This window comes from Priestia sp. FSL H7-0729 (assembly GCF_038005685.1).
Classification (GTDB): domain Bacteria; phylum Bacillota; class Bacilli; order Paenibacillales; family Paenibacillaceae; genus Paenibacillus.
In genome coordinates, this window is sequence record NZ_JBBOTQ010000006.1 from 1 (window position 1) to 21,778 (window position 21,778).

Consider the following 21,778-nt stretch of genomic DNA (forward strand, 5'->3'; position numbering starts at 1 on the left):
GGAGCAATCCTTGAATGATGTTGAAGATTGTTATTTGGAGAGATACCCAAGTGGCTATAAGGGGACCCTCTGCTAAGGGGTTAGACTGCGTAAGCGGTGCGAGGGTTCGAATCCCTCTCTCTCCGCCATCTTTAGGTAAAGATGGACAAGCAATCAAGACACAATTAATATGGCGGTGTAGCTCAGCTGGCTAGAGCGTACGGTTCATACCCGTAAGGTCGGGGGTTCGATCCCCTCCGCCGCTACCATATTACCCAGGAGGCTTAGCTCAGCTGGGAGAGCATCTGCCTTACAAGCAGAGGGTCGGGGGTTCGATCCCCTCAGCCTCCACCATATACGCCGGTGTAGCTCAACTGGTAGAGCAACTGACTTGTAATCAGTAGGTTGGGGGTTCAAGTCCTCTCGCCGGCACCATTAATGCCTGGAACCGTGGTGTAGTTGGCCTAACATGCCTGCCTGTCACGCAGGAGATCGCGGGTTCGAATCCCGTCGGTTCCGCCATTAATCCTAAAAATTAAATATGGCTCGGTAGCTCAGTCGGTAGAGCAGAGGACTGAAAATCCTCGTGTCGGCGGTTCGATTCCGTCCCGAGCCACCTTTAATCCTTGGAGGATTAGCGAAGTGGCCAAACGCATCAGACTGTAAATCTGCTCCCGTACGGGTTCGGTGGTTCGAATCCATCATCCTCCACCAGTTTTATGAGTCATTAGCTCAGTTGGTAGAGCACCTGACTTTTAATCAGGGTGTCGAAGGTTCGAGCCCTTCATGACTCATCTTTAAGAAAAGAGTGATTAATCATTAATTTGATTAGTCGCTCTTTTTTGTTATGCAATTATAACGGAATAGGATATTTATTAATGCTGGGCAAGATATGATAAACTATTAGAAAACATGCAGAGTGGTGACGTTCATTATATGAAGCTCATACCTGATTTAAAACAGCAAATTGAAGTTATTATAGGTACAACCTTGGACGAATATGAAATTACTATAGAAGAATGGACGCAGTCGGTTGCAAATCTAACTGGACTTCCCGAGAATTCAGATTCCTTTGGTGATGTAGAAGAGAGTCAGGAGGTGTCTGAACAATCTACATTTCCCACTTCATCCGATGTGATCAGTTTGAATACGGGAGAGCGTATATTTTTTAAGGTTTGGATGAATGAAAAAGAAGAGACCGTGGTATGTTGGGGATGTGCTGCAAAATCTATCACTGTCGAAAGACGGAGATTTATTGAGCTTTTGATCCGTGCTAACATGGGAATACCCGATGAGGCACAGCCTGTTGTATATGAGAATGATAGGGAGCAATATTTGACTGAATTGGGTCTCTGGCTTAAAGAGCAGATCGAAGAACCAACCAAGAAGGAATCTGAAACGGTTCCTGATCGCTTTGTGGCACCTGCAGGATTGAATGCTGAGAAGATTCTGTTCTTGCTGCAAGGGGATACACCGGATGCTCATCGCATACGGTCCAAGGAACTCAATAAGTTGCTTGAGAGTTATTTTGGCGAGGAGATTGTCTTGATTCCTTTAGGGGAGCAAGAATGGATTTTCATGGGTGATAAAGAAATTGTAACAGAAGAAGCCGAGGAAGATACAACGGAAGCCAAGAAGGATTCTCTGAACGCTTTTTGTCTGGGGTTGCATGAATTGGTTGCCAGTGAGTGGGCTGGGGTGTTCCATCTGTCTGCTTCCCTGCCATGTATACCCGCACAACAAATCGTATGGGTCACAGCTCTTCTTAAAGAAAGTGTTCACTTGGGGAGAGCATTCCATGTTACGCAGCATATTCATCTCCCATGGGATCTGCATTTGGAACGGTTGGTAGCGAGTATTCCAGATGCACAACGGATACGGTTTATACAGGAAACAGGCAAGGATACGTTAATCTTCAATGACAGTGAGACCCTTGCTACGCTGGAGACTTTCTTTAGCCTGGACTGTAATGTGAGCGAGACAGCCAAACGGCTTTTCATTCATCGTAATACGTTGGTTTATCGTCTGGACAAGATCAAACAAGAGATTGGTTACGATGTAAGGCACTTCGAAAGTGCTGTTCTAGTGCAGTTTTTGCTGCTTATGTACAAAGTGACGAAAAAGCATTGATATTTTTGTGCAGTTTGCGAATAGTCAAACCTCATGCAGATAGGGTAATATAAAAATACAAATTGTATTCGATTACAAAATGATCTCTGAGGAGGCAACAATCATGGCTGGAGTACGTTTAGAGCATATTTTCAAAAAATACCCGGGTTCTGATAAAGCAACTGTAGTTGACATTAACCTGGACATTAAAGATAAAGAATTTCTGGTATTGGTAGGTCCGTCCGGTTGTGGTAAATCAACAACACTGCGTATGATCGCAGGCCTTGAGGAAATTTCTGAAGGTAAACTCTATATCGGTGACCGTGTCGTTAATGATGTTGCACCTAAAGACCGCGATATCGCGATGGTATTCCAATCCTATGCCTTGTATCCGCATATGAGCGTATATCAAAACATGGCATTTGGTTTGAAATTGCGTAAGGTTAAAAAAGACGAGATCGACAAACGTGTACGTGAAGCAGCTAAAATCCTGGATATCGAGCATTTGCTTGAGCGTAAACCTAAGGCATTGTCCGGTGGTCAACGTCAGCGTGTCGCTCTAGGACGTGCGATTGTCCGTGATCCACAAGTCTTCTTGATGGATGAGCCTCTTTCCAACTTGGATGCTAAACTTCGTGGTCAGATGCGTGCGGAAATCACTAAACTGGCTAAACGTTTGGAAACAACAGTTATCTACGTAACGCATGACCAGATCGAAGCAATGACGATGGGTGATCGGATCGTAGTTATGAAGGATGGTATCATCCAACAAGCAGCTTCTCCGGAAGAGTTGTATAACCTGCCGGCTAACCTGTTCGTGGCTGGTTTCATCGGTTCCCCGACAATGAACTTTATCTCGGGTAAATTGGCTGAGCAAGGTGCAAACCTTCACTTCGTAGCTCCAGGCGTGGACGTTGAAATCCCGCAAGGTAAAGCACAAGTGTTGAAATCTAGAGGATACATTGGCAAAGAAGTGATTCTGGGTGTTCGTCCAGAAGACATTCACGAAGAGCCAGTATTCCTGGAAGCATCCCCGAACTCTGTATTCTCTACACACGTAGATGTAACAGAGAACTTGGGTCACGAAATGCTCCTCTACTTGAGCGGTGTAGGTAACGATACTACAATCGCACGTGTAGACGGACGTTCTAACACTCGTGATGGTTCCACAGTTAAAATGGCCATCGACATGAACAAAGTTCATATCTTTGACAAAGAGACTGAAGTAAACGTACTTCTTCAAGACTAATAATACTGGGATTCCTCGGTAACGATGGAACCTGACAGTTAATGCAATTATACATTGTAATGAGAGCCCCTTCCGTTAATGCTGGAAGGGGCTTTTTTAAGACTTTAATATAGAAGTTTGCAACAGGCTGAAAAATATCTGTAATCGCAGAAAAGTAGCCGATAAATCACGATTGTGGCAATCATACTTGTACTTCGATTATAAGACTTTTGTTAATAAGGGTTGTCGGAGGCTGCGATTGCATTCATCCCGGAATTCATTTAAGATTATTTGAAGGTCTGTCTTCATAAATCTGAGAGAATAGACCGCTGAAAGGGTATGTATCTGTACCCATGTTGTGAATGCGCTAATAATGGAAAGAATTGATACCCCATCTGATGTACATAGAGGCACAGCGAATGCTGAAAGGAAGAGACAAATGGCGAAAAAAGTGAAAGTATCCGAATTGGTGCAGCAGTTTCAGTTGGAGGTTGTTTCTGGATCTCACGGACTGAAAAGAGTCATTACGGTAGATGATCTAAACCGTCCTGGTCTGGAAATGGCCGGTTATTTTGAATACCATCCACAAGAACGCGTACAGTTGCTTGGAAGAACGGAGTTAGCTTTCTTTGCAATGTTACCTGAACAAGAGCGGCGTGATCGTATGCAACGTCTTTGTACGGAAGAGACACCTTGTATTGTTGTGACGCGTGGACTGGAAGTTCCGCAAGAACTGATTGATATCAGTGAAGAACGGGACCTGGCTGTATTGCGCAGTAATATGGCAACAACAATCTTGTCCAGCCGGATCACTGGATTTTTGGAAGGCAAATTAGCACCAACAGCAACTATTCACGGTGTACTTTGTGATGTCTATGGCGTAGGTATGCTGATCACAGGTAGTAGCGGTATTGGTAAGAGTGAAACAGCACTTGAACTGGTTAAACGTGGACACCGACTGATTGCCGATGATGCGGTAGAGATCCGCCAAACGTCAGATTTTCAGCTGCACGGTACTGCACCTGAACTGATCCGCCATTTGCTCGAAATTCGAGGTGTCGGCATTATCAACGTCATGACATTGTTCGGGGCTGGTGCGGTTCGGAACAATAAACGGATTACCCTGGTTGTTCGTCTGGAAGCATGGCAGCAGGATAAACAATATGATCGACTGGGTCTGGATGAAGAAACTACACGCATCATTGATACGGATGTGCCACTTGTTACGATTCCTGTTCGTCCGGGACGGAACTTGGCGGTTATTATTGAAGTAGCCGGTATGAACTATCGTCTGAAACAGATGGGTCTGAATGCTGCACTGCAATTCACGAACAAGCTGACAGCAACCATCTCGGAAGATATGGAAGATATGGATTAAGAAACATTTTATACAAGGAAATGAAGATAAATGGTTGACATGTACTGCTTCTCTTAAGGCGCAGTGTATGCCAACCATTCGTCATGCGTGCGATTGATTGAATAAATAGGAGTGTGAATGAATGGATACATTATTACTGTTGAACCCGATTGCGTTCTCTATTGGAGCGTTAAAGGTTCACTGGTACGGGCTTATTCTTGGTGCCGCGGCACTTATAGGACTCCTGCTCGTGATCCGGGAGGGCAAACGCTACAATATCCCACAGGAAGTGTTCATGGACATGGTTCTGCTGGGCGTGCCTTCTGCTATCATTGGTGCCCGCATCTACTATGTCGCATTTAAGTGGGAAGATTATAAGGATAATTTCTGGGATGTCTTTAAAATATGGAATGGCGGTATTGCCATCTATGGTGCCCTTATTGGTGCAATCATCTGTGCAGTAATTTTCTTCCGTCGTAAAGGGTATAATTTCTGGCGTATGGCCGATATCTGTGCGCCTGGACTGCTCGTTGGACAGTTGATCGGACGCTGGGGGAACTTTGTGAATCAGGAAGCCTACGGTGGTCCTGTAGAAGAATCATTTTTGAGAGACAAGCTTCATCTGCCGGACTTTATTGTGAATCAGATGAATGTAGATGGCGTATTCCATCATCCTGCGTTTTTGTATGAATCGATGTGGAGTCTGGTTGGCCTGGTCTTGCTCTTGGTTCTGCGTCGTCAGAAGTTTCTCCGTTCAGGTGAACTTTTCATGTCTTATTTCATCTGGTATTCTATCGGTCGTTTCTTCATTGAAGCTTTGCGTACGGACAGTCTGGGCTTCCAGGCTCCGCAATGGGTTGCTTCGTTAGTGAACGGGCTGTGGTCTCCAATGACTGCAATGGGCTTCGAACAAGGATATCTTGATCCTGCTTATGGTAACGTAAGAATCTCGCAATTGCTCGCTATTGGCATCATTATTGTTGCTGTTGCATTCATTGTGGTGAGAAGAGTGACAGGTAAAGCGGATGTTCGTTACAGTGATCCGATTGTATCGTCCAAAGTTACCCCAGATGATATGGAGCATACGGGAACAGTTGCTGGCAAAGAGAGCAAGGTAACACCTCCAGCCAAAGATGATCCGAAGCAAGTTGATGATAAAAAGGAGTAATGCAACATGATTGACACGGTATTGTTCGATCTGGACGGAACCATTATTGATACCAATGAGCTGATTATCAGCTCATTCCAGCATGTCATGGGGGGATGGGAGCATTCAGCTCCATGGACAAGGGAACAGATCATTCCGCATATGGGTGGCACACTGGAGCAGCAAATGCGCACCTTTTCTGGCCAGGAGGAAGTCTCCGAGTACGTGAAAGGTTATCGTGCCTATAATGACATCCATCATGAAGCGATGGTTAGACCTTTTCCACATGTTATTGAGGTGGTAGAGGCACTGCATCAGGCTGGAATCGTGATGGGTGTGGTCACAACCAAAATTCGTCCTTCTACATTAAAGGTACTGGAGCGTTTTGACCTACTGAAGTATATGAAGTCGATTGTAACCGTGACCGATGTGACGAATCCGAAGCCACATGCTGAGCCTGTACTGAAAGCCATGGCGGAACTGGGTTCAGATCCTGCCAAAACGCTAATGGTAGGTGACAGTCCAGTGGATATCCAATCGGCACAGAATGCGGGCGCGCTCTCGGCAGGAGTTGCCTGGTCTCTCAAAGGAGAAACAATCCTAAGTGGATATGGGCCAGATCACATGTTGCATGATATGAGAGATTTGTTAAAACTCATTGGTGTTGAAACGGGACGTTCATGAGAAAAGTAACCCGCTATCCGGTAGAGGACCAGAATGCACTTTGGCATATCTACAAGACAGTGAGTCCGTGGAAGGGCGTTCGTAATTTTATCTGGATCCAGTTGTCACGCTACTGTCCGATCCTATCGGTGAAGAATTGGATTTACCGCCGAATGCTCGGTATGAAGGTGGGAAAACACACGGCCTTTGGCCTGATGGTGATGGTGGATGTGTTTTTTCCAGAGAAAATAACGGTCGGCGAAAACTCGGTCATCGGTTACAACACAACGATTCTCGCTCATGAGTATCTCATTAAGGAGTACAGGCTCGGTGAGGTGATTATCGGGGAAAATGTACTGATTGGTGCGAATACAACGATTCTGCCTGGGGTAACCATAGGGGATGGAGCGGTTGTGGCTGCTGGGGCTGTCGTACATAAGGATGTTGCACCAGGGGCTTTTGTTGGAGGTAATCCACTCCGTGATTTATCCCGTGCCGCGGCTTCTAAGGAAGAGACGGTCTTTAATACAGATGATTCTTCTCAGGGCAGTGTGCATTAAGTTAATAAAGTAATAAATCAAGATGAATCAATGAAGATGTGTCGAAATAAAAAGCTGCTTATGGCAGCTTTTTTCGTATATAAATATCGATTGGTAAAGGTAACGTTGTGTATACAAAACGATATGCCCATCCTAGGGTCATGGAGCTTTGGTATTGTTGACGGTAGTGCGGATTTCATGTTATCATATCCCATATCCTTTAGTTTGTTAGCACTTTACCATGTGAAAGTAACGTTGGAGAAATTAAACGTGATAAAGGCAAACTAAATCAATAGTTGAAAGCTTTTTGAAGCAATACAATGATTCAGGGTTACAAGTTAGGATGGGGATTTACACTACATAAATCCTGTTGAAATAGAACGAGCACCACTCTTAAATTACTGACTCGGGGTGAATAATACCAATGTCCAAACCAAAAGGATTTGAAAAACCGACCGGATTTCGCGACTATACACCACATGTAGTATCCAAGCTACGGACGATTGAGCGGAATGTACTGGAATGTATGGAACGCTGGGGTTACCGTCAGATCATCACACCAACGATTGAGTACTACGACACGGTAGGTGTAGCAAGCTCTACATCCGATCGCAAATTGTTTAAATTGCTGAATAGCCGGGGGACCACACTGGTACTCAGATCAGACTTAACAGCTCCCATTGCACGCGTCGTTTCTTCCATGCTCAAAGATGAGCCGTTGCCGCTGCGTTTGTCCTATCATGCGAACGTATTCCGTTCCATTGAAGAGGAAGCTGGGCGTGAGGCTGAATTCTTCCAGACAGGCGTGGAGCTGGTTGGAGACGATTCTCCTGAAGCGGATGCCGAAGTTGTCGCGTTAGCGATTGCCTCTTTGCAGGCAGCGGGCGTGTCTTCTTTTAAAATAGCGATGGGTCATATGGGATTCCTGAACGGATTACTGGAGGAAGTCATTCCAGGCCAGACAGCTGAGCAGGAGCAATTGAAGGAAGGGCTGCTTGGACGTGATTATGTGGGCTATCGTCAGTCGATTGAAGCATTGAATCTGGAGCCCAAGTTGAAAGAACAGCTTGAAGCGATTCTGCGTCTGCGTGGTGGCAAGGAAGTATGCACACATGCGGTAGAGCTAAGTTCAAGCGCTGAAGCAGCACAGTCGATTGCACATCTGTGTGCCGTATTCGAAGTGTTGGAAGCGTACGGTGTATCCGAACATGTACTGATTGACCTTACGATGATTGGGGATTTCTCCTATTATACGGGCATGACGTTTGAAGGGTATGCAGCAGAACTGGGATCTCCGGTATGTAGCGGGGGGCGGTATGACAATCTGTTACAACAATTCGGGCGTTCGTTGCCAGCTACTGGGTTCGCACTGAAAACCAACCGGATTATTGATGGCGTTCACGGTATTACCATTGAAGAGAAGAAACCGATACTTATCCAATATAGCCCGAAACGTCGGGCCGAGGCACTAACGGAAGCGGCAAGATTACGCAGTCTGGGACAAAATGTAGTGACACTCCTTCTTTCTGAAGACGGGGTTGGAGCAAGTGCCGTATCTGCTGGAGCAACAACCGTTCAGGCTGAGCAGGTTATTACTTACGGATCTGAAGAAGGAGGACGCTGAGATGTCGGATATTCTGAAGGTGGCCATGCCGAAGGGCCGAATCTATAAAAAAGCCTCCAAATTGTTCCGTGAAGCGGGGCTTGATATTCCAGAAGACGTGGACGATACACGCAGATTGGTCATTGAAGTACCGGAAGCGGGAATGGAATTCATTATGGCGAAGCCAGTAGACGTTCCAACGTATGTCGAGTATGGTGTTGCTGATATCGGAATTGTGGGTAAAGACGTGCTGCTAGAGGAAGATCGGGATGTGTACGAACTGTTGAATCTGGGAATCGCCCAGTGTCGTATGTCTGTGATCGGACTTCCAGACTGGAAGCCAGGCATCCAGCAACGTGTTGCAACGAAGTATCCGAGGATCGCTTCACAGTATTTCCGAGAGCAGGGACAGCAGGTCGAGGTGATTAAGCTGAATGGTTCCATTGAGCTTGCACCCCTGATTGGCCTGGCAGACCGGATTGTCGATCTGGTGGAGACAGGTCAGACACTGCGCGAGAACGGACTCGTGGAGATGACAGGCATTCTGGACATCACGAGCCGTCTTATCGCCAATCGGGTAAGTTATCGGATGAAAAATGATCGAATCCAGGCTTTGTGTGATGCACTTCAGCAGGTCATTCCGGCATCGAATGAGATTTCTGCGGGAAGCCTTCGGGGATAACTACAGATAAGCAAGGACTGCAAGGTAGCAAGGAACGGGAATAGAGAAAAACGGAAATAACAAAAGAATGAAACGATAGAAGTAAGGAACGAGAGAAATCTTAAACGAATCGGTCATATAAGGTAGGCATTATAGGGGATAAGGAGGTTGTACGTATGAAAATTGTACCTGCACGTGAGTTTGATCTGAAGCGTGAAGTGGAGTACGGGACGCCAGAGCAAAATGAAACGGTACGGCGCATTGTCAGCGACATTCGCCGTGAGGGTGATGCGGCACTGCTGCGTTACACGGAGCAGCTGGACCGCACGAAGCTGACGGCCGCGGAATTGCGCGTACCGCAAGAAGAGCTGCAGGCAGCTTATGCAGCCGTGGAGCCATCCTTTGTGACGGCGATTCGGCAAGCCGCCGCCAACATTCGTGCGTTTCACGAGAAGCAGAAACGCAACTCGTGGATGGATTGGCAGCCGGACGGCAGCCTGCTGGGCCAGGTCATAAGGCCGCTGAAGCGGGTCGGGGTCTATGTACCTGGCGGCAAAGCAGCGTATCCATCGTCTGTGCTGATGAATGTGATTCCGGCACAGGTGGCAGGCGTGCCGGAGATTGTTCTCGTGACACCGCCGTCTACCAACGGTGGCGAAGGCATTAACCCGTACATTCTCGTTGCTGCCGCGGAAGCAGGCGTGAGCGAGATGTACCGGGTTGGCGGCGCTCAAGCCATCGCCGCCCTGGCTTACGGCACGGAGAGCATTGCCCCGGTCGACAAGATCTGTGGACCGGGCAATATTTACGTGGCGCTCGCGAAGCGCGAGGTGTACGGTGCGGTCGATATCGACAGTATCGCCGGGCCGAGTGAGATCGTGGTGCTCGCCGATGATACGGCGAATCCGGTGTATGTCGCCGCCGACCTGTTGTCGCAGGCGGAACATGACGAGATGGCGTCGGCCATTCTCGTCACGAATTCGGCCACGCTGGCGGAAGCCGTGCAGGGCGAAGTGCAGCGGCAGCTTGAAGTGCTGCCGCGGCGCGATATTGCTGCTGCTTCGGTAGAGCAGTATGGCGCGATTATTGTGGTCGATTCCATCGATGAGGGAATCGATGTGGTGAACCGGCTCGCACCGGAGCATCTGGAGATCATGGTGCAGGAGCCGATGGCTTACGCTGGCCGGATCGAGAATGCGGGAGCGATCTTCCTTGGTCCGTACAGTTCGGAGCCGGTAGGGGATTATTTTGCCGGACCCAATCACATTATTCCGACCAATGGAACTGCGCGATTCAGTTCGCCAGTGGATGTGGATGATTTTATCAAGAAATCGAGTCTGATCTATTATAGTAAAGAAGCGCTGCTGCAGAACGGAGCGGCTATTATAGAGTTGGCCCGCCATGAGGGTCTTGAAGGGCATGCCCGTGCAATCGCTGTACGGTTAGAACAGGAAGGAAAGGCGGAATCGGACAATGGATAAGCAAAATAATGGTGTGGAACTTGAAAACAAAGGTGCAGTGCGCCAAGCAGAGGTTGATCGCAAAACGAATGAGACCAATATCCAATTGGCCTTTAATGTTGATGGAACAGGACAATCCACAATTGAAACGGATGTACCTTTTCTGAATCATATGCTGGATCTGTTCACGAAGCATGGACAATTCGACCTGAACGTGCAGGCCCGTGGAGATATTGATATTGACGATCACCACACGGTTGAAGACATCGGAATCTGTCTCGGACAGACGTTGCGAGAAGCGTTGGGTGACAAACGCGGTATTAAGCGTTACGCCAGTGTTTTTGTCCCGATGGACGAGGCACTCGCTCAGGTTATTATTGATGTGAGCAACCGACCTCACTTTGAATATCGTGCAGAATACCCTTCCCAACAGGTAGGCAGCTTCTCCACGGAGCTGGTACATGAATTCCTGTGGAAATTGGCGCTGGAAGCTCGGATTACGTTGCATGTCATTGTGCACTATGGTCAGAATACCCACCACATGATTGAAGCGATCTTTAAGGCATTGGGACGTGCACTGGATGAAGCAACGATGATTGATCCGCGTGTAACGGGTGTGCCTTCCACGAAGGGAGTGCTGTAGACGATGGCGATTGCAATTGTCGATTACGGTATGGGTAACCTGCACAGCGTCGGCAAAGCGGTCGAACGTCTTGGCTACGAAGCGCTGGTCACGAGTGAACGGGAAGAGATTCTTGGCGCAGATGGTGTCATTCTACCAGGGGTAGGTGCTTTTGGTGATGCGATGGTTCATCTGCGGGAGAGTGGACTGGATACGGTGGTGAAGGAAGCCGCTGCAGAGTCCAAGCCACTGCTCGGTATCTGTCTGGGGATGCAGTTGTTGTTCAGCTCAAGTGAAGAACATGGCGAACATGAGGGACTGGATATTTTGCCAGGTAAAGTGGTGCGTTTCGCACCAGGAGAACTGAAGGTTCCTCATATGGGATGGAACCGTTTGGAATTCCTGCACGCGGAAAATCCGCTGTTTACGGGGCTTGAGGCAGGTCACGTCTATTTCGTGCATTCCTATCATGCGCTTACTGAAAACAGGGATGATCTGCTGGCGGTAACGGATTACGGACATCCGGTGACAGCCATTGTAGGCAGCGGGTCCAACTTTGGCATGCAATTCCACCCGGAGAAAAGCGGAGAGCTTGGCATGAAGCTGCTCGGCAACTTTTTGGCTCTGACAGGAGCGCCTGTACAAAGGTAACGAATCATCTCTTCTTAACTATAGAAAGCGTACAAATCTAATTCATATTCAGGAGGCCTTGTATGTCATCTTTTATCCTATATCCGGCGATTGATATCCGGGACGGCAAATGTGTAAGACTGGTGCAGGGAGATTATAATCAGGAGACTGTGTATAACGACGACCCGGTTCAAGTGGCTCTATCCTGGGAGAAGCAAGGCGGTACATACGTGCATCTGGTGGATCTGGATGGTGCCAAAGCAGGTCATCCTGTTAACGATGAGCTGATCGGGCGCATTGCCTCGGCTGTAAACGTACCTGTTCAGGTAGGCGGCGGACTTCGTACAGTAGCGGATGTAGAGCGATTGCTGGGTCTGGGTGTTAGCCGGCTGATCATTGGAACAGCAGCCATTGAGGATCGTGCTTTTACAGAGGAAGTACTGGGACGTTACGGCGACAAAGTGGCAATTGGCATCGACGCTCGTAATGGTTACGTGGCAACCCGCGGATGGCTTGAAACATCGGAAGTACAGGCAGAGGTACTCGCGAAGGAATTGGCGGCGTATGGGGCAGAAACGTTTATCTTTACGGATATTTCCCGTGATGGCATGATGCAGGGTCCTAATGTGGAAGCGATTGTGTCTCTAGCCAAGGCAAGCGGACGGACGGTAATTGCTTCCGGCGGTGTGAGTGTAATGGATGATCTGCTTCGTCTGAGTCGTCATGCGGATGATGGTGTTGGTGGAGCAATTGTGGGTAAAGCACTGTATACAGGAAGCATTGATCTGACTGAAGCGGTACGTGCGGTAAATAAGTAAAGATATTCGGATAGAGAGGATGAGGTAGCATGCTGGCAAAAAGAATCATTCCCTGTCTGGACGTGAAAGACGGCCGGGTCGTCAAAGGCGTTAACTTCGTCAATCTCCGTGATGCGGGTGATCCGGTAGAGCTGGCGGCACTATATGACCGCGAAGGCGCGGACGAATTGGTATTTCTCGATATCTCCGCTTCGGTAGAAGGTCGCGAAACGATGGAAGAAGTCGTGCGGCAGACGGCTGGCGAGATCGCTATTCCCTTTACGGTAGGTGGAGGCATCTCCAAAGTGGAGGACATGAAGCGGATTCTCCGGGCAGGAGCGGACAAAATTGCAGTGAATACAGCCGCGGTACTTAATCCGCAGTTGATTGCCGATGGTGCACGTCGCTTTGGCTCGCAGTGTATCGTGGTAGCAATCGATGCCAAGTATAACGAGGCTTGGGGTGAATGGGAGGTCTACACGCACGGCGGACGGAAACCTTCTGGAATCAAGGCACTGGAATGGGTTAAGCAAGCTGAAACATTAGGCGCGGGAGAGATTCTGCTAACCAGTATGGACGCGGACGGAACAAAAGACGGTTTCGATCTGAAGCTGACGGCAGCGGTATCCGAATCTGTGCGTATTCCAGTCATCGCATCGGGCGGTGCGGGTAAGGAATCTCATTTCTATGATGTATTCACCACAGGCAAAGCGGATGCAGGCCTGGCCGCAACAATTTTCCATTACAAAGAAATCGCCGTACCGGCGCTAAAACAACATTTGAGAGAACAAGGGGTGGAGATCCGTGACTAAAGTAAGCGATGAAATCAAGGAACAGTTATCCTTGGAACAGGTTGTGGAACACATTCGTTGGAGTGACGGTTTGGTTCCTGCCATCGTGCAGGATGTGGATACTCGGGAAGTTTTAATGATGGCTTATATGAATCGAGAATCTCTGAAGTTGTCGCTTGAATCCGGTGAAACGTGGTTCTGGTCACGCTCGCGTCAAGAGCTGTGGCACAAAGGTGCAACATCTGGCAACGTGCAGACCATTACTTCCCTGAAATATGATTGTGATGGTGATACCTTGTTGGTTGAGGTTAAACCGAACGGTCCTGCCTGCCATACAGGTGCGGTAACATGTTTCCATAATGAAATCATTGGTTTGCCAGAGAAATCGGCGGATAAGGGTTCGGATAATGCGAGTGAGGCATCTGCTTCGGGAAGTTCCGATTCCGAAAGCCGCTTCGAGGTATTGGCTGAACTGGAATCGGTTATTGCAGAGCGTGAACGTGAACGTCCTGAAGGTGCATATACAACGTATCTGTTTGATAAAGGTGTAGACAAAATATTGAAAAAAATCGGTGAAGAAGCATCCGAAACGATCATCGCCGCCAAAAATAAAGATAATGACGAGCTTCGTCTGGAAGTCAGTGACCTGATGTATCACCTGCTCGTCCTGTTACAAGAGCGCAAGCTGCCGCTGGACGATATTATGTCAGAGCTGAGCCGCCGTCATGAACGGCCTCGCCGCGATTAGGAGGCGAGCTTCGTGCGTATAGATTATCACACACACCATGAGCGGTGTGGACATGCCGTTGGCAAACTGGAAGAGTATGTGCAACGTGGTGTGGAGATCGGACTATCCCAGATTGGATTGTCCGATCACATGCCCTTATTGCATGTTGATCCGGCTCAATATTATCCGGAAATGGCGATGCCTATGGATGAACTGCCGCGTTATGTGGAGGAGTGTTTCTCCCTGAAAGAACGTTATCGTGGGCAGATTGACGTACGTGTGGGTCTGGAAGGTGACTATATTGAAGGCTGGGAAACAGAGATCCGAGCGATCATTGAGCGTTATCCATGGGATTATGTGATTGGTTCCGTTCATTTCCTGGGAGAATGGGACATTACGGATTTCCGCCAGACCCATCACTGGGAGGGCAAAGACATCCTTGAAGTATATCGTCAGTACTATGATGCCGTAAGCAAGGCAGCTGCGACGGGCATGTATGATATTATGGGCCATACGGATGTCATTAAACGGTTTGGCTATGTTCCTTCAGAGGAGCAAACAGAAGAACGTATCTCACTAGAGAACGCAGCACTGGAGGCAATTGCCAAAAGCGGCTGCGCCATGGAACTGAATGCTTCCGGGTTATCGAAGCCTTGCGCCGAGATGTTCCCTAGTCGCAGAATGCTGACGGAGGCCATTCGATTGGGCATTCCATTAACGATGGGTTCTGATGCACATGACCCACTGAAGCTGGGCGATTATTTGCCTGAAGCTGAAGCACTTTTACATGAATTGGGTTGTACGGAAGTTGCTGTTTTTGAAGGGCGTCATCGCTCGTTCATTCCTTTAAATGTATAAGCCAGTAGAGTATAATGAGGGTAGGAAATAACCTTTTAGATAAGGGATTATATAGGGGCTTCAACCCTCGGGAGGGCATTATGCAGCATTCGTTACGTATTTTTTCCGGTTCATCGAACCCTAAGCTGGCAGAACAGGTATGTGACAAGCTGGGAGTACAACTGGGCAAGATCAAACTGTCCCGGTTCAAGAGCGGAGAAATATACGTTCATTATGAAGAAACGATCCGTAATTGTGATGTGTTTCTAGTACAGTCGTTGTCTCATCCGATTAATGAGCTGTTTGTTGAGCTGCTTGTGATGATTGATGCCGCGAAAAGGGCTTCTGCGCGCACGGTGAACATAATTGTTCCTTATTACGGGTATGCTCGTCAAGAGCGTAAATCCGCTCCACGGGAACCGATCTCGGCCAAGATGGTAGCAGATGTTTTAACTACGGCTGGCGCCAATCGGGTGGTAACGATCGACCTGCACGCAGCGGCTATTCAGGGCTTCTTCAACATTCCGGTTGACCATATGACATCACTGGACCTGATCAGTGATTATCTGTTAAGCAAAGGCATTGAGAACCCTGTCGTGGTCTCCCCTGATGCGGGACGAGCATCAATGGCAGAGAAGCTGGCCAATCGTCTGGATTCTCCATTTGCCATTATGATCAAGAAACGTCCAAGCCATAATGAATCCGTGATTACCCATGTCATTGGTGATGTCGAAGGACGAACACCTATTATTATTGAGGATCTGATCGACACCGGCACAACTATTCTGAATGTTGTGGAAGGGTTGAAAGAACGTGGGTCCAAAAATGTATATGTATGTGCAACACATGGATTGTTCTCCGATGGGGCAGTAAGTAAATTGAATCACCCGTCTATTGAAGAAGTGGTAGTTACGGACTCGATCGCACTGCCAGATGACCACCCCGAATGCTTCAAAGTGTTACCTGTTGCACCAATGCTGGCCCGCGCCGTACGCATTATTGTGGATGGTGGCTCCATGGCCACGTTATTTAAAGATTCTGGCATTTAAAGTATCAAGGATCTGAAGGTGCGTTTTCAATGTTCCGTGTCTGAGTTGTTGTCTGCTCAGCACGGTTTTTTTGTTTTTGACTCTAGGAATTCAATTCTTGCTTTGCTGCTCAGAGGCTTGTGCTATAATAACATAAATCAGTTATGATAGCGTTATCATATAGTGTTCAGTCTCTAAGTGAGAAGGATGCTGAACAGTAGAACCACGGCTGAAAACATTGGCATCGTGGAGTGAGGAGTGGGGTCTATTGTCACGTAATTGGTATTACCGGTTATTGTTCTCATACTTCCCAATTTTTTTTCTTACGGTGAGCATACTCATCTTCATCGCGTTTGTTTTCATCAATGATATCTCTAAAGAGGAAACCAAAAAAGCAGACCGGATCTCCTCCAGCTACATGATAGACACGGTGGATCGCACAATCAGGGGTATTGAACTATCCATCCTGGAAACGGTACAGAGTCAGGAGGCATACAGGCTCTATTTTAATAACACAAACCAGACCAGCTCGGACACAGTGTATGCAATTGCACAGAGCTTACGGGAGCTAACCAATTCGTCTTCATGGATTCAATCCATCTATCTATACGACAAGCGAAATAAACATGTTCTGACCGTAAGTGGTTCCAGAGAAGCGGAAAGTTTCTTGGATAAGGCATGGATTGACCAGATGGGTACCGGTTCTATTAGTTCAGGCTGGCAGCCGGTCCGGGAATTCGATACGGAGTCTGTTCAACGTACTCCTATTCGCGTATTAACCGTGAACAAGGATATGCCTTTGCCTTTTGGTTCTCAGGGCACATTAGTCATAAATATTAAGATGAGCAGTATTGAACAAAGTGTAGATAGTATGGTTAATGGTCAGCTCTCATTCCTGACGATTATGGATCGGGACGGTAAGGTTGTGTATAATGCACACTCGGACCAAGAGGGCTCGATAGACGGTCAGGAATTGAATAGGCTGCCGCTAGAAAGACTGGGCTGGACCATATCCAGTGGAATTAAGGCCGGCAACTTATTTGGCTGGGTATCTGTCGTATCTTATGTTTGGGTAATCATTGCGATTGTGACTGTCATCTGTGCGATTGTGTATATCGTATATATTACACGCCGTAACTATAAACCGATTCAGATCATCATGAACCGAATTGAGTCTCATCAGATTCGGGCGTTTGAATCCTCGGGTGCTCGGACGGATGAGATGAAGATGATTGACGGAGTGCTTGAGAATCTGATTAATCATATGATGGATTATGACAAGAAAAGCATGGAAAATGTACTCATGCAGCGCAGCAAGTTGTTCAATGCCCTGTTACATGGAGAACATATCGAAAATGCAGAAGAACAATTAAAAGAGCTCTCTCCACTAGATGACGTTCATGAATTGTCACACTTTGTCGTTGTTGTTGGAGATATTAACCGTTATGAGAAGGGATTTCAGGAGAGGTACACGAGAGGTGAACAAAATACGCTGAAGTTTGCCTTGATGAACGTATTACAAGAGCTGTCACGTAATACGGGAGTACAATGCTGGACGGAATGGATTAGTGTAGATCGAATTGCAATCCTTTTTGTGTTCAAAGAACAGAATGAGAGCAACTTGGACATGTCTGGGCAGATTCGTGTTGTAGCTGAGGAATGCAAATCTTGGGTAGAACAAAATCTACGCATCTCCTTAAGCTTTGGCATTGGACCTATGGCTCAGGGAATCGATACAATACGAGATTCCTATGCGGCCGCAGAAGCGGTAATGCAACGCAAACTGTTGATGAATGGAGATGTCGGCCAAGCCGACTGCGGCGAACCACAGCATCCTTTGCTGGATACCTATACCTATCTGCAGATGATTGCGGACTTTGTTAAGCGGTTCCGGATGTCAAGTGGACAGTGGCGGGAACAGCTGGAGGAGATCTTTACAGCATTTGAACAGAACAAACTGCCGGATGACGAGATTCGTTCTCTGATTCAAGCCATGTTGCAGATGCTCAGCCGGGAGGTAGCCATGATGTCGGAAGGGCTTCAGGAAGAGCTGTCCGAAGAAAACATCAACAGATGGTTAAGTGCTGTGGAAGAGGCCGAGACGCTTACGGATGTGAAAAGTCTTTTGTTCGATGGTCTGACGGATTTGTTCAGAACGTATGTGGCCGTAACGGAAACCAAGAGTTACAAAGCCATGGTTAACGAAATGAAAAAATATATCGAAGAACAGTTTGCCAATCCTGATCTTTCATTGAAACATCTGAGCGACCGATTCCAGATTACGGGCAAACATGCCAGTTATTTGTTTAAGACAGAATTCAACATGAAGTTTGTTGATTTTGTAACAGAGCTTCGCATGAAGGAGACAGAGCAACTTCTGCTCAATACCGATTACTCTTTACAGGATATTGCCCTGAAGGTTGGGTATGCAAATGGAATTACATTAGGACGTGTATTTAAACGGGTAACGGGTATTACACCAGGAGATTATCGTCGTTTAAAACGTGAGCATCGAGAACCCGAAGAGTAACACAATGATGAACATATTCTGAGATCTGTACATTATGATAAAACAGGGTGAATTTCATGCAGTCACTTTCCACTAGGAGAGCAGACTTGCAGAGGTTCGCCCTATTTTCGTTGAACAGTTCTCCGCTAACCAGGATCGTATGCAACTGTTTTCGCAGGACAGCAAGCATATATTCCTGTTTTTCCATGTTTACGAATATAGGCAGTGTGTGAAAATGGTTTATCCGAATGGGGACAGGCAGTTTCAAGTTGTGAAGACTTGAGGACCATCAAAGCCTAGAGCAGCAACGCTTGGGGAAAATAATCAGTCTGCGAAAATAGGCGTAGCATATAAACCATAATCCGTTTGTAAGCGCTTCCGAAAGTGGTTTATTGCTAGAGTTCGGGAAGATGTGGAATACTCGGAGCAAGCCTTAAACATTCACGCAAAGTAAAAGGGGATGACAAAATGATTGGAAAAGCAACCAAGGGGAGTAAGAAGAAATGGATGGGTCTGGCACTTACGATGGTAATGGGAGTGTCCTTACTTGCGGGGTGCTCGTCTGCATCAGAAAAAGAATCAGCAGAAGGCGGGGCAACAACGAATGGTGAACGTGTTACTTTGAAAGTGGAGGTTTTCGATCGTGGTAACAGTCCTTCTCCACATACGATCACTAACAACTATTTAACTAAATTTGTTCAAGAGAAATTCGGCGATCCGAATAACATTGATGTGCAATTCGTACCTGTTCAACGTTCAGAAGAAACAACTAAGCTCAACGTGTTAATGGCTAGTCCCAGCGACGTTCCAGATATTGTGTTTGTATACGACTCCAGTGTGTTCTACCGCTATGCTCAGCAAGGTGGTCTAACTGAAGTAGGTGAACTTCTTAATGAACATGCGCCTAACTTAAAAGAATATCTCGGCGAAGACCTGTTGAAATTTGGTCAGCTTGAAGGTCAGCAATTCGCTATTCCGGGTAAACGTGCCATTACTTCCCGCTACAATTCTTATATCCGCCAGGATTGGCTCGACAAAGTTGGAATGAAGGCTCCAACGACAACCGATGAGCTTTACGAAACGCTGAAAGCATTTAAAGAGAAAGATCCGGGTAATCTGGGCAGCAAAAACATCCCAATGGGTATGGCACTTGCCCCAGCCCAGTATGAAACATTGATTTACTCCTTTATTAAACCCGTACAAGATGGGCTTACGTACAGCCAGCGTTACGAGCTACCATTGCATGATGGCTTCAAAGATGCGATGCAGTTCCTTAACAAGCTTTACAATGAAGGTCTGATCAGCAAAGACTTCAGTCTTGATGAAGAAAAAACGCAATTGGTCAAAGACTTCCAGAACGGTAATGTTGGCTACATGTCTGAGGATGTAGGTCAGATTCTGTATGCAGATGGTATGCTTGATAATTTGTCCAAAAATGTACCTGATAGCAAAGTTATAGCAGTTGACGCTTACACCAACCCGAATGTGGACAATAAACACATCAAGTCACGCTATGGTAGCAACGGTATGTACATCATGATTCCAAAAAGCAGCAAACGTTCGGTTGAAGCAGTGAAATACCTGGACTGGATGGCTTCTGGAACGAACTTGCTAGAGATAAACACGGGTGTCGAAGGTGAAAATTACGATATGGTTGATGGTGTTCCAGTTGTTAAAGATGATGCACCACAGGATGTCAAAGATCGTATCTACAACGGTGGAGACATGGCTATTATTGCCAATGGTAAAGTTGTTGGAGATCAGGCAGCCAATGAAGCCGCATGGATTGCAGGCTTCCCAGAACGTAACCAAGAGCTGATGAGACAGTCCATTGATATCGCTAATACGGATACGGTTGGTCCGGTTATCTTCAGCAAACCAATTGAAGCAGAATCTAAATATGGTACAGCGCTAAATGATAAGTTGAAAGTGCTTATTGTGAAAACTGCGATGGCTAAACCGGCAGACTTCGAAGCAGTATACGAAAAAGAAATGAATGATTTTATGTCACTGGGTGGCACAGAACTGAAGAAAGAGCTTGAAGCAGCACTTCAGTAAGCTTTATTGAATAAGCAGGTTCATCTTATGATTACTAAATCAATATGTAATGTACCGCATAACTTGGAAGGAACGTGTGCCGCCAGTATGGGCGGCACAGCCGTTTCTCTGTTGATAGGAGGAAACCGATTTGACCATCACATACTTGAAAAGGTATTGGCAATTATATGCGCTCATCTCACTGCCTCTGATCTACTTCTTGATCTTTCGTTACGGCCCAATGTACGGGGTTCAGATCGCTTTTAAGGATTTCAACTTGTTTCAGGGCATTAACGGGAGTGAGTGGATCGGTTTCGATGCTTTCCGTGAAGTATTTGGAATGCGGGACTTCTACACCACATTACGAAATACCTTCATGCTAAATTTCCTCGACCTGCTTGTTTCGTTTCCTGCTCCAATTTTATTGGCCATCATGCTTTATGAAGTTAGATTCAAATGGTTTAAAAAAATATCGCAAACGATTCTGTACATTCCTCACTTTATCTCATGGGTAATCATCGGAGGAATTGTATACCAATTGTTCGGCAATCAATCCGGTATGGTTAACGGTGTACTGGAAAGCATGGGATTAAATTCAATACCATTTTTGACAGAAAAGAATCCATGGCTTGTAACGTATCTGTTCACAGGTGTCTGGCAGAGTGCAGGATGGGGTACCATTCTTTATCTGGCGGCATTAACCGGTGTGAACAAGGAATTGTTTGAGGCTGCAGAGATTGATGGAGCTTCAAGACTGAAGAGAATCTGGCATATTACGTTGCCAAGTATTAAACCAACCATTGTGACCTTGCTCATTCTTAATCTCGGACATATGGTCAGCATCGGTTTTGATCGGCCATATATCATTGGTAATACGGCCGTGCGTGAATATTCCGATGTACTCAGTACCTTTGTATACAGAGTTGGTCTTGAATCAGGACAATACACGCTGGCAACTGTCGTCGGACTCTTCCAGGCAGTGGTAGGACTCATATTCGTGCTAGGATCTAACTATATTTCGAAGAAAGCAACGGGTGAAGGTATTTTGTAGGTT

19 protein-coding genes and 8 tRNA genes are annotated in these 21,778 nt (G+C 46.8%); all 27 read left to right on the forward strand.

What is annotated here, in order from left to right:
* The first annotated feature begins 36 nt into the window (after nt 1–36).
* Nucleotides 37–128: transfer RNA gene (locus tag MHH93_RS15225), tRNA-Ser, on the forward strand.
* A 43-nt stretch (nt 129–171) separates the two neighbouring features.
* Nucleotides 172–248: transfer RNA gene (locus MHH93_RS15230), tRNA-Met, on the forward strand.
* Nucleotides 249–257: 9 nt separating this feature from the next.
* Nucleotides 258–333, forward strand: a tRNA-Val gene (locus MHH93_RS15235).
* A 5-nt stretch (nt 334–338) separates the two neighbouring features.
* Nucleotides 339–414: transfer RNA gene (locus tag MHH93_RS15240), tRNA-Thr, on the forward strand.
* A 9-nt stretch (nt 415–423) separates the two neighbouring features.
* Nucleotides 424–501: transfer RNA gene (locus MHH93_RS15245), tRNA-Asp, on the forward strand.
* Between the two features lie 21 nt (nt 502–522).
* Nucleotides 523–595: transfer RNA gene (locus MHH93_RS15250), tRNA-Phe, on the forward strand.
* A gap of 12 nt (nt 596–607) precedes the next feature.
* Nucleotides 608–693, forward strand: a tRNA-Tyr gene (locus MHH93_RS15255).
* A gap of 7 nt (nt 694–700) precedes the next feature.
* A tRNA-Lys gene (locus MHH93_RS15260) sits at nt 701–773 on the forward strand.
* A gap of 142 nt (nt 774–915) precedes the next feature.
* Complete coding sequence (locus tag MHH93_RS15265; RefSeq protein ID WP_500054727.1) at nt 916–2,109, forward strand: PucR family transcriptional regulator; 1,194 nt, start codon at nt 916–918, stop codon at nt 2,107–2,109.
* 103 nt (nt 2,110–2,212) lie between these two features.
* On the forward strand, nt 2,213–3,337 hold the full coding sequence (locus MHH93_RS15270; RefSeq protein WP_062837775.1) for an ABC transporter ATP-binding protein: 1,125 nt from the start codon (nt 2,213–2,215) through the stop codon (nt 3,335–3,337).
* A gap of 418 nt (nt 3,338–3,755) precedes the next feature.
* On the forward strand, nt 3,756–4,694 hold the full coding sequence (hprK, locus tag MHH93_RS15275; RefSeq protein ID WP_091011999.1) for an HPr(Ser) kinase/phosphatase: 939 nt from the start codon (nt 3,756–3,758) through the stop codon (nt 4,692–4,694).
* A gap of 121 nt (nt 4,695–4,815) precedes the next feature.
* On the forward strand, nt 4,816–5,841 hold the full coding sequence (gene lgt / locus MHH93_RS15280; RefSeq protein ID WP_500054728.1) for a prolipoprotein diacylglyceryl transferase: 1,026 nt from the start codon (nt 4,816–4,818) through the stop codon (nt 5,839–5,841).
* Between the two features lie 6 nt (nt 5,842–5,847).
* Nucleotides 5,848–6,504 (forward strand): pyrophosphatase PpaX, encoded by a 657-nt coding sequence (ppaX, locus tag MHH93_RS15285; RefSeq protein WP_500054729.1) that lies wholly within the window; start codon nt 5,848–5,850, stop codon nt 6,502–6,504.
* A complete protein-coding gene (locus MHH93_RS15290) occupies nt 6,501–7,043 on the forward strand; it encodes an acyltransferase (RefSeq protein ID WP_340965425.1) in 543 nt (180 codons plus the stop codon). Before ppaX ends, MHH93_RS15290 begins: the two co-directional genes overlap by 4 nt.
* 403 nt (nt 7,044–7,446) lie before the next feature.
* On the forward strand, nt 7,447–8,646 hold the full coding sequence (locus tag MHH93_RS15295) for an ATP phosphoribosyltransferase regulatory subunit (protein ID WP_500054730.1): 1,200 nt from the start codon (nt 7,447–7,449) through the stop codon (nt 8,644–8,646).
* Nucleotide 8,647: 1 nt separating this feature from the next.
* On the forward strand, nt 8,648–9,307 hold the full coding sequence (hisG, locus tag MHH93_RS15300; RefSeq protein WP_500054731.1) for an ATP phosphoribosyltransferase: 660 nt from the start codon (nt 8,648–8,650) through the stop codon (nt 9,305–9,307).
* Between the two features lie 155 nt (nt 9,308–9,462).
* Nucleotides 9,463–10,767 carry a histidinol dehydrogenase gene (gene hisD, locus MHH93_RS15305; protein ID WP_074092955.1) on the forward strand — a complete coding sequence of 435 codons (1,305 nt, stop codon included), beginning with the start codon at nt 9,463–9,465 and terminating at the stop codon, nt 10,765–10,767.
* Complete coding sequence (gene hisB / locus MHH93_RS15310; protein ID WP_036674766.1) at nt 10,760–11,389, forward strand: imidazoleglycerol-phosphate dehydratase HisB; 630 nt, start codon at nt 10,760–10,762, stop codon at nt 11,387–11,389. Before hisD ends, hisB begins: the two co-directional genes overlap by 8 nt.
* 3 nt (nt 11,390–11,392) lie before the next feature.
* Nucleotides 11,393–12,019 carry an imidazole glycerol phosphate synthase subunit HisH gene (gene hisH, locus MHH93_RS15315; protein WP_500054732.1) on the forward strand — a complete coding sequence of 209 codons (627 nt, stop codon included), beginning with the start codon at nt 11,393–11,395 and terminating at the stop codon, nt 12,017–12,019.
* 62 nt (nt 12,020–12,081) lie between these two features.
* Complete coding sequence (gene hisA / locus MHH93_RS15320) at nt 12,082–12,816, forward strand: 1-(5-phosphoribosyl)-5-[(5-phosphoribosylamino)methylideneamino]imidazole-4-carboxamide isomerase (RefSeq protein WP_500054733.1); 735 nt, start codon at nt 12,082–12,084, stop codon at nt 12,814–12,816.
* 29 nt (nt 12,817–12,845) lie between these two features.
* Entirely contained in the window at nt 12,846–13,607 is a 762-nt protein-coding gene (gene hisF, locus MHH93_RS15325; RefSeq protein ID WP_079344982.1) for an imidazole glycerol phosphate synthase subunit HisF, read from the forward strand.
* Nucleotides 13,600–14,334 (forward strand): bifunctional phosphoribosyl-AMP cyclohydrolase/phosphoribosyl-ATP diphosphatase HisIE, encoded by a 735-nt coding sequence (hisIE, locus tag MHH93_RS15330; protein WP_500054734.1) that lies wholly within the window; start codon nt 13,600–13,602, stop codon nt 14,332–14,334. Before hisF ends, hisIE begins: the two co-directional genes overlap by 8 nt.
* Nucleotides 14,335–14,346: 12 nt before the next feature.
* Entirely contained in the window at nt 14,347–15,171 is an 825-nt protein-coding gene (hisJ, locus tag MHH93_RS15335) for a histidinol-phosphatase HisJ (protein WP_500054735.1), read from the forward strand.
* A gap of 80 nt (nt 15,172–15,251) precedes the next feature.
* A complete protein-coding gene (locus MHH93_RS15340) occupies nt 15,252–16,199 on the forward strand; it encodes a ribose-phosphate diphosphokinase (RefSeq protein WP_036616184.1) in 948 nt (315 codons plus the stop codon).
* Between the two features lie 247 nt (nt 16,200–16,446).
* Nucleotides 16,447–18,708 carry a helix-turn-helix domain-containing protein gene (locus MHH93_RS15345; protein WP_500054736.1) on the forward strand — a complete coding sequence of 754 codons (2,262 nt, stop codon included), beginning with the start codon at nt 16,447–16,449 and terminating at the stop codon, nt 18,706–18,708.
* A 447-nt stretch (nt 18,709–19,155) separates the two neighbouring features.
* A complete protein-coding gene (locus MHH93_RS15350) occupies nt 19,156–20,745 on the forward strand; it encodes an extracellular solute-binding protein (RefSeq protein WP_440392333.1) in 1,590 nt (529 codons plus the stop codon).
* A gap of 130 nt (nt 20,746–20,875) precedes the next feature.
* Nucleotides 20,876–21,775 (forward strand): ABC transporter permease, encoded by a 900-nt coding sequence (locus tag MHH93_RS15355; RefSeq protein WP_124118325.1) that lies wholly within the window; start codon nt 20,876–20,878, stop codon nt 21,773–21,775.
* Nucleotides 21,776–21,778 lie beyond the last annotated feature (3 nt).

What these genes read in the sequence shown, in the direction of transcription:
- MHH93_RS15265 (WP_500054727.1), top strand. Translation starts at nt 916, where the DNA reads ATGAAGCTCATACCTGATTTAAAACAGCAAATTGAAGTTATTATAGGT.
- MHH93_RS15270 (WP_062837775.1), top strand. Translation starts at nt 2,213, where the DNA reads ATGGCTGGAGTACGTTTAGAGCATATTTTCAAAAAATACCCGGGTTCT.
- hprK (WP_091011999.1), top strand. Translation starts at nt 3,756, where the DNA reads ATGGCGAAAAAAGTGAAAGTATCCGAATTGGTGCAGCAGTTTCAGTTG.
- lgt (WP_500054728.1), top strand. Translation starts at nt 4,816, where the DNA reads ATGGATACATTATTACTGTTGAACCCGATTGCGTTCTCTATTGGAGCG.
- ppaX (WP_500054729.1), top strand. Translation starts at nt 5,848, where the DNA reads ATGATTGACACGGTATTGTTCGATCTGGACGGAACCATTATTGATACC.
- MHH93_RS15290 (WP_340965425.1), top strand. Translation starts at nt 6,501, where the DNA reads ATGAGAAAAGTAACCCGCTATCCGGTAGAGGACCAGAATGCACTTTGG.
- MHH93_RS15295 (WP_500054730.1), top strand. Translation starts at nt 7,447, where the DNA reads ATGTCCAAACCAAAAGGATTTGAAAAACCGACCGGATTTCGCGACTAT.
- hisG (WP_500054731.1), top strand. Translation starts at nt 8,648, where the DNA reads ATGTCGGATATTCTGAAGGTGGCCATGCCGAAGGGCCGAATCTATAAA.
- hisD (WP_074092955.1), top strand. Translation starts at nt 9,463, where the DNA reads ATGAAAATTGTACCTGCACGTGAGTTTGATCTGAAGCGTGAAGTGGAG.
- hisB (WP_036674766.1), top strand. Translation starts at nt 10,760, where the DNA reads ATGGATAAGCAAAATAATGGTGTGGAACTTGAAAACAAAGGTGCAGTG.
- hisH (WP_500054732.1), top strand. Translation starts at nt 11,393, where the DNA reads ATGGCGATTGCAATTGTCGATTACGGTATGGGTAACCTGCACAGCGTC.
- hisA (WP_500054733.1), top strand. Translation starts at nt 12,082, where the DNA reads ATGTCATCTTTTATCCTATATCCGGCGATTGATATCCGGGACGGCAAA.
- hisF (WP_079344982.1), top strand. Translation starts at nt 12,846, where the DNA reads ATGCTGGCAAAAAGAATCATTCCCTGTCTGGACGTGAAAGACGGCCGG.
- MHH93_RS15340 (WP_036616184.1), top strand. Translation starts at nt 15,252, where the DNA reads ATGCAGCATTCGTTACGTATTTTTTCCGGTTCATCGAACCCTAAGCTG.
- MHH93_RS15350 (WP_440392333.1), top strand. Translation starts at nt 19,156, where the DNA reads ATGATTGGAAAAGCAACCAAGGGGAGTAAGAAGAAATGGATGGGTCTG.